Genomic DNA, 12393 nt, shown 5'->3' with positions numbered 1-12393 from the left:
CGACGCGCGGACCCGCCCAGCGCGGCGCCCGGCCGGTGCCCGTCGGCCGCCCCGTCGGCTCCGCCGGCCGGGCGTGCCGCTCCGCCGGTTTGCGCACGCACGCCGCTCCGGCGTTCGCCCGTGGCCCGAGCGGTGCCCGCCCCGGCAGCAGCAGCCCCGGTGGCGTGACGACCCGTGCCCCGGTGGTCACCGTCCTGTCGTCCTCAGCCGGGCGCTGCCGGGCCGCAGGCACTTCCCGGCAGCGGTGGGCATGCCGTGCCGCCTCCCCGTACGCGCTCGGACGGCACTCGCAACGGCGTGCCGGCGACTGCGCATGCAGGGAGTGCGCGAAATCACCCATAAGTCGACAATATTCCTTAGGTGCTGCTGATGGCCCTCGTGCATCCGGTGTGCACCCCGGCAGGAGCGACCTTCCGCCGCTGCCTCGGCACCGTCCAGGGCCCGCGGTACGGGCAACGAGGCGGCGCGTCCGAAGGCGACCTCACACGGGCCTCTCCTCACGACCGCTGCCCGACCCGGCCGGCCCGGGCCGGCGAAACCACTGCGCCGCTCCGCGAGCCACGGTACTGAGGGACGACCGACTCCGCAGGCCGCCGCCCACGACCGAAGCGAGCAGCCCGAACACCGAGCACGTCCGTGAGCTGCGATTTCGAGACGATGGAAGATCACTGTCGTTCGCCGTCGATCGGATGACCCGGGGGTGCTGCCACCGGGTCCGAGGGGCGCCGACGGAGACTCCGCCGAGGGCGGTCAGGAGGGGTACCGCTCCAGTCCCGCGGCCCGAAGCAGGCACGCGCGGTCGTCCGTGCTGATCAGTCCGTCCGAAAGGGTCTCGTCCTCCAAGAGAGCACCCAGGACAGCCGCATGTGCGGCGAAGACGGCCCTGCATTCCTCGCGCTCCGGGTGATCGCAGTCTTTCCCGAAGAGCAGCACCTGGCGCTCCTCGTCGACGTCGACCGGCGAGGACAGTTCCGCAGCGACGACCAGGAGATCAACCAGACCGGGCCGCACCACCAGGTCGGGGAGGGCTGCCAGGCGCATCAGGAAGGGCAGGGCAGCGGGCATCACGGCGCTCATGCGGAGGGGGCTGCTCATCAGGACGTTGTCCAGCACGGTCAGGGCCTCGGGGCCGGCCTCACCGTCGAGAAGGGCACGCAGCAGGATCGGGGTCCCGGCGGGACACCCGGGGATCTGCGACCAATCGACATCGGTGCAGCCCAGCAGCGTGGGATGGTCGCAGCCGGCTTGCCCCATGTGCGGATGTTCGCGGAGGAACCGAGCCACGGCAGCCTCTTTGGCCTTCACGTCCACCACGCACATGTCCCTGTCTCCGCCCCTGCCCCTGACGCCGCCCCGAACGGCGCCCCCGGGACGCAATCCTTTCCGAGGGCAGCACCGAGCGCAAGCGTCGGGACCAGCAGCCCCGCCTCCCTCCGGGAGAAGTGGCACACCGGGACGGCACGGGGTTACGGGACGGCCCTTGGGTGGCGACGCCCCGGGTCCGATGCGATTCTGGCGACAGAAGTCTCGCCTTTCCGGAAAGGCTTTCACACATGCTCAAGGATTCGCAGGGGACTCCCTATCCGCTCACTGTGGAAGCCTCGCTCGATCCACAATTGACACGCTGGATGTGGCTGGTCAAGTGGCTACTGGCCATCCCGCACTACGTCGTACTGGCTTTTCTGTGGGTCGGGTTCTTCGTGGTGACGGTCATTGCCTTCTTCGCCATCCTCTTCACGGGCCGGTACCCACGCCCTCTCTTCGATTTCAACCTCGGGGTCCTGCGGTGGAGCGCACGCGTTCACTACTACGCACTCACCGTCGCGGGCACCGATCGCTATCCGCCGTTCACCCTGGAAGACGTTCCGGACTACCCCTTCCACCTGGACCTCCCCCACCCCGCTCGCCTTTCCCGGGGGCTGGTGCTGGTGAAGTGGTGGCTCCTGGCAATTCCGCACTACGTGCTGGTCGACGTGTTCGTGGGAAGCGGCTGGTACGAGAGCGGAGACGAATGGGGTGAGGTCCACTACGGCTTCAGCCTGGTGGGCGCCCTGACGTTGATCGCCGTCGTCGCCCTGCTCTTCACCGCCGTCTACCCCCGCCGTCTCTACGACTTCCTGATGGGACTGGTCCGCTGGATCCTCCGCGTCGCGGTCTACGCGTCCTTGATGACGGACCGCTACCCTCCCTTCGCACTGGACCAGGGGGGCGAGGAGCCGGCCGCTCCCGCGCCGGGCGCCTGAGCCCGGGTCCGGCGCCCTCGACGCGGTCCGCACTCCCGAGGGCGGCGCGGCGGCTCAGGGCGAACCCGCATCGCGCCACTCCCGGTCAGTGGACCAGGCGGTCAAGGTGGTGCCGTCCTGGTACGCGAAGTACGAGCCGCACTTGAGGGTGGCCTTGCCCGCGACGGCGTCGGGGAACCACGGAGCCCCCATCTCGGCCTCGGGAGCGGTCCCTTCGATCGGCTTGCACTCGGCCGGCGGGCGGGCCCCCACCGTCGTCGCGACGAGCAGACGTTCGCCTCCCGTCGTCTTCATGGCGTACTGGACCGAGGTCGCTTCGTCGGGCAGCCAACGCGGCACGGAGCGCCGGTCCTGCTTGGCCTTGGCGCCGGTCGCGTACGCGGAGGACTGCTGGCGCCTCCCGTCCCACCAGCGATCGGCGGCGGGGACGGCGACGGCCGCACCGACGCCGAGGGCGACGATGCCCACTGCGGCAAGGACGAGGGGGGTCTTTCGGCTCACTGCTCCGACTCGCTTCCTGGTGATTGCGGGGACGATTCAATGATTGCCGCCGTTTGTCCGCATACGTACGCCCTGGGTACGGACCTCGCGTACGCCCCAGGTCTGACGCCCCTGATGCCCTCCCCCAGTCCCGCTCCCCCCGTCCGCAGTCGGCGACCCGCCGATGTGGCGGGGAGGGCGAACGCAGGCCGCACCCGAGCGACTCATCGGGCGGGCAGTGGGCTGCGATCGAGCGGGTGACCACGGCAGGGGAGGACCGGCACCGCTCAGCGGGCGGCACCAGGGCGCGCACGCGCTGCGAGGAGATCACGCGGGCCGCGCGTGCGGATTCGCTTCGTCACCGTGCTGAAGCCCGGTGCGGCGCGAACGGTTCTGGTGGTCGACCGAGCACCCCGGGGCCGCCTCGTCCCACCCCCACCGGGAATCGCACATCGCCTCACGAGCTGCCGCCCTCTACGGCCTTGGGCTGTTGTTGGGTGGCGCAGTGGATGCCACCGCCTCCTTCGGCGACGGCGTGGATCTCCAGTTGGACGACCTTGCGGTCGGGGTGGAGGTCGCCGATGACGGCGGCGGCCCGCCGGTCGGCCTTGCGGTCGCCGAAGCGGGGGACGAGGACGGCGTCGTTGGCGATGTAGTAGTTGGCGTAGGAGCCGAGGAAGTCCTCGCCGCGGCGGCCGAGCCCGGCGGGGTCGGGTTCGGGGAGGTCGACGATCTCGAAGCTTCTCCCACGGGCGTCGGTCGCATCCTCCAGGACACCGCGGGCCTGGTCGTGGGCGCGGGTCCACACATCGGGTCCGTCGCCGGCCCAGGCACGGCTCAGCAGGACGACGCCGTCGTCCGCGAAGCGGGCCAACGAGTCGACGTGGTAATCGGTGATGTCCTGACCCTTGACGCCCTCGAACCAGATCACCCGGTCGGCGCCGACCAGGTCCTTGAGGGAGCTCTCGATCTCGTCGCGGCCCAGGCCGGGGTTGCGGTTGGAGTTGACCAGGGAGCTCTCGGTGACCAGGAGGGTGCCGTGTCCGTCCACCTCCAGCGAGCCCCCCTCTCCCACCAGGGGCGCGTCGACGCGGGGACTCCGGCGTACTCCAGGACGGCACGGGCGATCTCCGCGTCACGCTCGTGCTCCTGCATGCCGCCCCAACCGTTGAAGTGCAGGTCGATGCCTTCGATGCCCTTCGGGCCCTGGACGAAGATCGGGCCGCTGTCACGCATCCACAGGTCGTCGGTGGGCACCGTGATCACCTCGACCGCGCCCGCCACCTCCTGCGCGGTGCCATCACCGCAGAACTCGGCCCCTGACACGGTCACCGGCAGGGCTCCCCTTGTCCCCATCCCAACCAGGGCGGGACATCACGGGACGACCCGTCACGGGAGGGGCGGCCGGGCCCACAGCGCCGGCGAGACGAGACCCAGGGCCGCGTTGTCCCTGCCGTCCCGCATGTGGTTGAGCCAACGCTCGTACCAGCTGAGGAAGTCCCGCGCAGAGGAGACGTTGGGGGGCCAGAAGCCATCGGCGTTTCCGGTGACCACACGTCCGGCGAGGGGGCCGGTCACCCCGATGAGGCACAGGTCGCTGCAGCCCATCTCGATGACGTGGAGGAAGAGGTCGCCCCGCAGCGCATCCGGATGGCCGACATGGGTGAATCCCCGCGGACTGCCGTCCGACGGCTTCCGGTCCATCGTGAACAACCTGCAGTCCTGCAGCGGAAGAAGGCCGTGGAAGGGACCGGCGCCGCTGCCCCCGAGGTGCACGAGGAAGGACCTGTAGGCCGCGGGCAGGACGATCCGGTGCTCCGCCTCGAAGGCGTCGACTTCTGCCGGGCTGACGCGCGGACCGAGGCGGAAGCGGTGACGCTCTCCGCACACGGAGCGGCTCCGTTGCGGCTGGTGGGGCATCTTCGCCAGGGCGGAACGCACGCGGGGAATCCGGGAATCCACGGAAGGATCTCTTCTCTCGTCTCCGAGGAGGTTACCGGTCGGACCGCCGGGGTCCCACCTCCGGTCAGAAGCGGTTGGCCTGCTCGCCCTCCCCGCGAGGAAGACGGGATGCCTGGGGCCCCTGCGACGCCGGTGTGACGGCGCCGCAGGGTGACGCTGCCGGTCGGATCACGCCTCGCAGGTCGGATCGTCGGCGGGGAGGCGTCCCGTACGCAGGTAGGTGTTGACCTGCCGGTCGACACAGGCGTTGCCGTACTCGCCGTAGAGGCCGTGCTGACGGGCGCCCTCCACGGTGAGCAGCCGGGAGCTCGGCCACCGATCGCGCATGGCCCCGGCTCCGGCGTAGAGGGTGCGGGGGTCGCCCGTGGCGTTGACGAGCAGGGCCGGGACGTCGTTGTTGAGCACGGTCGGGGCCTCGGTGGGGCGGTCCCAGAACTCGCAGGGGGAGATGTTGTTCGCCAGCGGCCCGGTGAGGGGGTAGCGCTCGCGGGACTTCTCCACCGCGCGCCAGTAGCCGCCCACTCCGCGCCGCTCGGCCACGTCGCCGCAGATGATGCCGGTCATCTGGCTGGAGGGGGCGGAGCCCGTACCCGTCAGCAGGAACTCCAGCTGCCCGGAGAGCACTTCGGACGGCTCTACCGGCTCCCGGTCCGCCGCGCGCGCCAGGAGGCGGACGGTGGCGGCCAGGTCGGCGCGCCGCTCGTCGAGATCGCTGCCGAGGCCGCCGACGAGGAGGGCGGGGAGGACGTGCTCGTCCAGCACGTGCGTCGTGCCGATCCGCAGCGGCTTCTGCGCAGCGGCATCGAGAACGTGCTCCACCGTCCCCAGGACCTCGGAGCGTGTCCGGCCCAGGCCGTAGGTGTCGTGTCGCTGGGCAGCCCACGACGCCCAGGCGTGCAGGGCCGCCCGGTTGGCTGCCTCGGTTCCGCGCAGGGGGTTCTGGGTGTATCGCTCCGGGCTGTTGACTCCGTCGAGCACCATGCGGTCGGTGCGGCCGGGGAAGAGCTGTGTGTAGACCTCGCCGAGGTAACTGCCGTAGGAGTAGCCGAGGTAGGAGAGGGAGTCCTCGCGAAGGGCGGCGCGGATGACGTCCATGTCGCGGGCGGTGTTGCGGGTGGTGACGTAGGGCAACACGTCGCCGTTCGTGCGCTTGCAGCGCTCGGCGAGGTCGCGTGCGAGGGCAACCTCCTCGCGATACGCCGCCCGGTCGGCTCCGGCGGAGCGGAAGAAAGCGGATCCGAGGTCCCAGCCGCAGTCCAGCGGGGTGCTCCGGCCGACGAAGCGCGGGTCCATGCCGATCAGATCGAAGCGGTCGGCGACCTCTCCCATCACCCCCGACTTGGTCAGGGGCATCTGGAGGCCGGGGCCTGCCGGTCCCCCGTCGTTGAGCAGGAGCGGGCCCACGCGGTGGGCGGTGTCGGTGGCCTCGATGCGGGAGATGGCGACCGTGAGGGTACGGCCACCAGGTTCGGCGTAGTCGAGCGGCACGGTGATGCCGGCGCACTGGGCACCGGCAGCGTCCAGCGCCTGACCGACTCCGTCGTTCGCGCCAAGGGTGCAGGCATGCCAGTCGATGGGCTGGGCGTGGAAGCGGGCCAGGGGGCGGAGGGTGGTGGTGGGCGTGGTGGAGTCGTTTGTTGACGCGGTGGCGGTAGTCGTCGTCGCGGTGGCGGCCAGGACTACGGCCAGAGCCGTTAATGCCTTGCTGCGTCGGAAGGTTGACATGATCGAACGATATGGCGGTGGGGGTGTCGGAAGCCTCGGGGACAGCCCCGAAAACGGTCGGGGTCGTCCCCCGAGAAAGGCTGGGGAGTTGCCCCTGACGCGGTCGTCGTCGGATGACCTGCCGGATGGCTGGCGGTGTTGGGCCGTCGTGGACGGCATCGGCGTCCCAGCGGACGCTGGAATGGGACTGGTCGCCACCGAAGTCGGATCGCGGGAGTGGGGTGGGGCGCGGAGCGATCAGCGGCTGGAGGCACGTGGCGGTTCTGCGCCGGTACGCCTGCTGGCGCGAAGGGTGGCGAGGCCGAAGGACAGTCCTCCGGCGACGAACCAGGGGTTCCACAGGAACAGTGTCCAAACCCGCTGTTGTTCGCTCACGGAGGCGTCCCCGTGCACGGTCCCGGTCAGCAGCATCACTTCGACGCCGATGCCACGCGTCAGCAGGACCGCGCTGACGCCCCACCCCAGCCACCTCACCCATGCAGCGGGCGTCCCCCGGAGATCAGGCCGGGTGAGCAGCCGTGCGAGCGCGGCGCCGAGCAGGCAGAGCCCGCCCACGCCCCACAGGCCGGCGACGACGAACCACAGCGGACGCTCGGTGGCCAGCGGACCGGCAGCGACGCTCAGCCCCACATCACCGCCGAGACCCCAGTAGAAGTGCACCCCCGCGAAGGCGACCGCCCACCCGCATGCGATGCGCCCCCACCGCGCGGACCGTGTGGAACCGCCCGTTCCCTCCTGCTCGCGGTTCACCGCTGCACCTCCCGGTCCTCGCGCCTGGCGGCGGGCGGGCCGTCCGGGTCCTGCGGCAGCACGATGAACGCCGTGCCTCTGACCAGGTCGACGCTGGAGCGGGGCGGCGCCCCAGCGCTCTCGTCGTCCCGCCGCAGCAGTTCCACCCGCCGCTGCTCCAGCTCTGCCGTCTTGTTCCCGTTCACGCTCGCTGTGAACTCGTCGAAGGCCACGCTCGACAACGACCGGCCCGTGCGTCTGCGGACCCACGGCAGCAAGCCGAGCCCTGTGAGGGAACGCCATGCACCCTCCACGAGCGCGAACAGCACCAGGAGACACACGAACGCCGGAAACGACGCAGCCCACATCGCCACAGCCGGCCCCCCCTCGTCCTCAACACAGCCGACAGTCGGGAAACGACCCAGCGGGCAACGTCGTTCCTCTCGGAGGTACGCAGCGGGAAACCCGTGAAACCCGCCGGCGGCACGTGCGCGGACCGTGCGCTCAGGCACGCCGGCACCCGACTCGGCGGCGGGCCGCCGTACGCCCGCAGGGCTGCGCTGTCGGCCGTGGCTGCTCCGCCCGTCTGAGCCCGTCCGTCAGCCTCCGTGCTCAGCGCCCCACGATGTGCACGCGGACAACGGCCGAGGACGGTCCCGCTCCGGTCGGCAAGGGCACGAACCGTAGGGCACTCGGCCAACCCTCCTGCCGGGGCGAGCGGTCCGACGCGCTCACCACACGACCGCGCTCTTCCTTCGAAGGCGAGTCGGCAGGTGCACCACCCGGCCGAGCTCGCCCTCGGCCACCGTCACCGCTCACCCGCAAGGTCGAGATCGTGCCTGGGTGCCCCGGCAGGAGCCTCGACCGACCGGGGCCGACGCCACGGGCGGGCGATCGGATGGGACACCCCGCGCCACCAGGCATCGGACGGCAGCTTCCCCGCGGGCTCGAAAGGCTCACCGGGCCGCGGGAACGCCACCGCCTGACCGACCTCCTCGGCCGCGTCCCCCGTCCACTCCCCCGGCTCCGCCCACGCGTGCGGGGCCAGGTTGAAGGTCCCCCAGTGGATCGGGAGCAGCACCCCGCCCGGACCACCGCCCTGGAGGTCCAGATGGGAGCGGATCCCCTCGGCCGGAGTCATGTGGATGTCCGTCCAGAACTCCGAGTACGCGCCGATCTGGATCATGGTGGCGTCGAAGGGGCCGTGGGCGGCGCCGATGTCGCGGAAACCGGAGAAGTAGCCGGTGTCCCCGCTGTGGAAGATGCGGTGGGCGGGCCCCTGCACCACCCAGGAGGCCCACAGGGTGTGCTGTGTGTTGCGCAGTCCCCTGCCGCAGAAGTGCCGGGCCGGGGTGGCGGTCAGCCGCAGCTCGCCGATCCCGGTCGATTCGTTCCAGTCCAGTTCTCGTAGCCGGGAGGCGGACACTCCCCAGTGCTCCAGGTGTGCACCGACGCCGAGGGGCACCGCGAAGACCGTGTCGGTGGTGGCGAGCGCCTTGATCGTCGGCAGGTCGAGGTGGTCGTAGTGGTCGTGCGAGATGACCACGACGTCGACCGGGCCGAGGGCGGCGAGTGGCACCGGCACCGGGTGGAGCCGCTTGGGGCCGGCGAAGGGGAAGGGCGAGCAGCGGTCGCCCCAGACCGGGTCGAAGAGGACCCGGTGGCCGTCGATCTCCGCGAGGACCCCGGAATGCCCCATCCAGGTGAGGCGGAGGCCGGTGACGGGCGGTTTGGCGATGTCGGCCAGGGTGGTCGGATGAACGGGGATCGCGCCGGTGGGGGCACGGCGGGCGCGCCCTTCCTTCTCGACATAGGTCTTGGCGATGTCGAAGGTGGAACCGGAGGGGCTGCGCCGCGCCGGTTCGGGGTTCTGGAAGATCCCGTTCGCGAAGTTCGGCGAGCGGCGGATGCGGGCGAGGCGCTCGCCCGTGGGTTCCGCGCCGAAGGACTCGGGGCGCAGTGCGCGCAGCCGGGCCCGCGGGGAACGGTCGGAGCCGGTACCGGTCACAGGACCTCCTGATCTCTGGGGGTCGTTCCATTATGGGCGGCCGCGGCCGCGAGTGGCCGGGCGGTCGGTCATACTGAACCGCCATTCAGTAGGGCCGAGCGGCCCGCCCCTGCCGAGGAGGTCCACGATGCACCCCACCCCCCTCCTGTCCGTCGACTGGACCGACCACGTGACCGGACACCGGGGCCATCTGGTGATCGACCGGCTGGTGCGCGGGGTGGCCAGCGGAGGCCTGCGGATGCGGGCGGGGTGCACGGCGGAGGAGGTCGCGGGGCTCGCCCGCGGAATGACCATGAAGGAGGCGCTGCACTACGACCCCACCGCGCGGTACGTCCCGCTGGGCGGCGCCAAGGGCGGCATCGATTGCGATCCCCGTTCGCCGCAGGCGTACGGCGTCCTCGTCCGCTATCTGCGCGCGATGCGGCCCTACGTCGAGCGGTTCTGGACCACCGGAGAGGACCTCGGGCTCACCCAGGACCTGGTGGACCGCGCCGCGGCCGAGGTGGGGCTCGCCTCCTCGGTGCAGGCCGTGTTCCCGCTGCTGGAGGACGAGGCGGAAGCCCGGAAGCGGCTCGCCGACGCCTTCGCGATCGAAGTGGACGGCATCGGGCTCGACGCGTTGGTCGGCGGCCACGGGGTCGCCGAGTCCGTACGGGTCGCACTCGACCGGGTCGGGCAGCAGCACGCGGGAACGCGCGTGTCCGTACAGGGGTTCGGGACGATGGGCGGGGCGACCGCCCGGTTCCTGGCGCGGGCCGGGTTCCGGGTGGTGGCCGTCGCCGACGTCCGCGGCACGATCGTGAACCCCGACGGCCTGGACGTCGAGGCCCTGCTCGCGGCCCGGGACCACCACGGGACCGTGGACCGCTCCGTGCTCCGGGGCGGCGACCGCGAGGAGCCGGGCAGCGCCTGGCTCGCGGTGGACGCCGACGTCCTGGTGCCCGCAGCCGTCTCGTACGCGATCGACGTGGCGAACCAGCACCGGATCACCGCCCGCTGGATCGCGGAGGCGGCCAACATGCCGGTCCTCCCGGAGGCCGAGGAAGCACTGGCCGCGCGGGGAGTGACCGTGCTCCCGGACGTGGTGGTGAACTCGTGCACCAACGCCTGGTGGTGGTGGACGCTCTTCGGCGACGTCGAGGCCGATGCCGACCAGGCCTTCGCGCGGGTGCGACGGTCCATGCGGACGCTCGTCGGCGGGATCCTCGACCGGGCGGATGCGGACGGCATCAGCCCGCGCTCCGCGGCGCACGCGCTGGTGGAGGAACGGCTGCCGACGATCGCCGCGCGCTACGGCTGGTACGAAGGCGAGCGCACCGGGTGACGGGCGAGAAACGCACCCGTGTCACGTGCTGTGTAGGCTGCACGACGTGGCAAGAGTGCGGTTGAACGTGGCCGAACGGCGTGAGGAGCTGGTCCGGGCGGCCGTCGAGCAGATCGAAGCGCGCGGTGTGGCGGCCGTCCGGATCTCCGACGTCGCCACCGCGCTCGGGGTGAGCAATGCGCTCGTCCTCTACCACTTCTCGTCGAAGGAACAGCTGGTCGCCGCGGCCTTCCGGCACGCGGCCGAGGCCGATCTCGCCCGCCTTCGGCGGCTGCTGGGACGGCGCTCGACAGCGCTGCGGCGGCTGCGGTCCGCCGTCCGCTGGTACGCCCCGACCGGTCAGGCCAAGGGATGGCGGCTGTGGATCGAGGGGTGGGCCGCCTCGCTGCGCGACCCGGAGCTGCGCCGGGTCGCCGCCTCCCTCGACCGGGAGTGGAAGGCGGCGCTGACGCGGGTGATCGCGGAGGGAACTGCCGCCGGGGAGTTCCGCTGTGCGGACCCGGCCGCAGCCGCCTGGCGGCTGACCGCCTTCCTCGACGGCCTCGCCGTCCAGACGACGGTCTATCCGGGGTCCCTCTCCCGCGCCGCGATGCTGCGCTGGGCCGACGAGGCGCTCGTCAGGGAGCTGGAGCTGCCGGACGAGTCCCGCGAAGGACCGTCGGACGGAGGTGACCGTGGTGGAGTTCCCGCTCCTCCGGGGTCGGGCGCCGGCGGGGAGCCGGTCAACCCCGTGCAGACGCGTACGGCCGGAGGTCCGGCCGGTGCCTCGGCCTCCGCAGGTCCCCTCGACCGGGCGGGGACGACATCGACGGGGGCACCGCCGCACGCCCGGGCGTGAGCGCCGTTGCGGACCTCGCGATCCCGCCCCCGGCGGGTGCGCTCCCGGAGCGGCGCGCGTGACGTTGCGGACGGCGTCGTCCGTCCCCGGGCGCGCCCCGCCGGGACCCCGCCGCACGTCCGGGGACGGACGACCGCACCACATCGGGTCAGACCAGTTCGAAGACCGCGGAGACGGTGACCTGCTCCTCGATCTCGCCGGGCGCCGTGGGAACGCCCGGCTCGTCCGTGGAGACTCCGGTCGCGGGGCCGGGTCCGGGGCGCACGGACTCCCCTTCGCTCAGCGAGACGAGCCGGCCGAGCCGGTGACCGCTCAGCCGGGCGTGCTGCGAGGCCTTCTCGTACGCGTCCCGGTAGGCGGCCTCACGGGCCTTCGCCCGCAACGCCGACGGGTCGGCGACGTCGAAGACGACGCCGTTGATGCGCCCCTCGTCCCCCATCGCCTCGTTGGCGGCGCCGATGACCTGACCGGTCCTGTCGAGATCCCTGACCTTCACGGAGAAGGACTGCACCGCCTGATAACCGGTCACCTTGCTCTCCCCGTCCTTGGTCTGGGTGTAGACCGGAACCAGCAAGAGGCTGTCGGTGCGGATGTCCCGGTCTCCGATCCCCTGCTTGCGCAGGACGGCGAGGAGGACCTCGGCCGCGGTGCTCTGCGCCGCCATCGCTTCCTTCGCCGTGGGACGGGCGGCCTCGACCCCGGCCGACAGGATCGCCAGGTCGGGCGCGGCGGAAGCCCGTCCGCTACCGGCTACGGTGACGGTGGCCGGAGCGGTTTCCCCCGCGGCGGTGCGGTGGGCGGTGCGCCCCGGTGACACCGCCAGGGCGGGGGCCGCGGTTCCGGCGAGGAGACCGCCGAGCAGGGCGGTGGCGATGCACAGGCGGACGGTACGGGCGGCGCTGGGCAGACAGATCGTCACAGGCGGTCCTTTCGAGGTGGGTGGTTGCCGGGCCTCCGGCGGGCACATCCCAGCACCCGATGCCGCCGCCCCCGGCACGCCACTCCTGACCAGCGGCTTCCTTCACCTCTCCGCACCAATGGCCGCGCCGGGGACGAGGACGAGGCGCCCCCGGACGTGCCCCGG

The 12393-nt window shown here is 71.9% G+C and carries 10 protein-coding genes and 2 pseudogenes; 3 read left to right on the top strand and 9 right to left on the bottom strand.

The window, feature by feature from the left end; all coding sequences use genetic code 11:
* Positions 1-750: 750 nt before the first annotated feature.
* A complete protein-coding gene (locus ACFW22_RS12260; protein WP_386402021.1) occupies positions 751-1254 on the bottom strand; it encodes a hypothetical protein in 504 nt (167 codons plus the stop codon).
* A gap of 299 nt (positions 1255-1553) precedes the next feature.
* Between ACFW22_RS12260 and ACFW22_RS12255 the strand changes: the two genes are divergently transcribed.
* A complete protein-coding gene (locus tag ACFW22_RS12255; protein ID WP_386402019.1) occupies positions 1554-2243 on the top strand; it encodes a DUF4389 domain-containing protein in 690 nt (229 codons plus the stop codon).
* A gap of 54 nt (positions 2244-2297) precedes the next feature.
* Here ACFW22_RS12255 and ACFW22_RS12250 read toward each other — a convergent pair whose 3' ends face one another.
* From ACFW22_RS12250 to ACFW22_RS12220, 7 genes and pseudogenes are all read right to left on the bottom strand, one after another.
* The gene (locus tag ACFW22_RS12250; RefSeq protein WP_386402017.1) at positions 2298-2744 is read right to left on the bottom strand and encodes a hypothetical protein; all 447 of its coding nucleotides are present in this window, start codon (positions 2742-2744) and stop codon (positions 2298-2300) included.
* Positions 2745-3180: 436 nt separating this feature from the next.
* A pseudogene (locus tag ACFW22_RS12245) lies at positions 3181-3959 on the bottom strand (agmatine deiminase family protein).
* Between the two features lie 153 nt (positions 3960-4112).
* Positions 4113-4685: an SMI1/KNR4 family protein gene (locus ACFW22_RS12240; protein ID WP_386402015.1), complete on the bottom strand. Its 573-nt coding sequence runs from the start codon at positions 4683-4685 to the stop codon at positions 4113-4115.
* A gap of 168 nt (positions 4686-4853) precedes the next feature.
* Entirely contained in the window at positions 4854-6410 is a 1557-nt protein-coding gene (locus ACFW22_RS12235) for an alpha/beta hydrolase (protein WP_386402013.1), read from the bottom strand.
* A 237-nt stretch (positions 6411-6647) separates the two neighbouring features.
* A complete protein-coding gene (locus ACFW22_RS12230) occupies positions 6648-7160 on the bottom strand; it encodes a DUF3995 domain-containing protein (RefSeq protein WP_386402011.1) in 513 nt (170 codons plus the stop codon).
* A complete protein-coding gene (locus tag ACFW22_RS12225) occupies positions 7157-7345 on the bottom strand; it encodes a DUF6191 domain-containing protein (protein ID WP_386402009.1) in 189 nt (62 codons plus the stop codon). The genes ACFW22_RS12230 and ACFW22_RS12225 overlap by 4 nt, the downstream gene beginning before the upstream one ends.
* A gap of 602 nt (positions 7346-7947) precedes the next feature.
* A complete protein-coding gene (locus ACFW22_RS12220; protein ID WP_386402007.1) occupies positions 7948-9147 on the bottom strand; it encodes an MBL fold metallo-hydrolase in 1200 nt (399 codons plus the stop codon).
* Between the two features lie 127 nt (positions 9148-9274).
* On the opposite strand from ACFW22_RS12220, the gene ACFW22_RS12215 reads away from it, so the two are divergent.
* Both ACFW22_RS12215 and ACFW22_RS12210 read left to right on the top strand, forming a co-directional pair.
* Positions 9275-10471, top strand: a complete 1197-nt coding sequence (locus ACFW22_RS12215; RefSeq protein ID WP_386402005.1) for a Glu/Leu/Phe/Val dehydrogenase dimerization domain-containing protein — start codon at positions 9275-9277, stop codon at positions 10469-10471.
* 46 nt (positions 10472-10517) lie between these two features.
* Positions 10518-11105, top strand: a pseudogene (locus ACFW22_RS12210) (TetR/AcrR family transcriptional regulator); the annotation flags it as partial.
* 352 nt (positions 11106-11457) lie between these two features.
* On the opposite strand, the gene ACFW22_RS12205 reads toward ACFW22_RS12210, so the two are convergent.
* Complete coding sequence (locus tag ACFW22_RS12205; RefSeq protein WP_386402003.1) at positions 11458-12228, bottom strand: SIMPL domain-containing protein; 771 nt, start codon at positions 12226-12228, stop codon at positions 11458-11460.
* Positions 12229-12393 lie beyond the last annotated feature (165 nt).

It is taken from the genome of Streptomyces sp. NPDC058872, from assembly GCF_042743065.1.
GTDB lineage: Bacteria > Actinomycetota > Actinomycetes > Streptomycetales > Streptomycetaceae > Streptomyces.
Note: the sequence above shows the minus strand (reverse complement) of the source record. Positions and strands in the feature narration are given on the sequence as shown.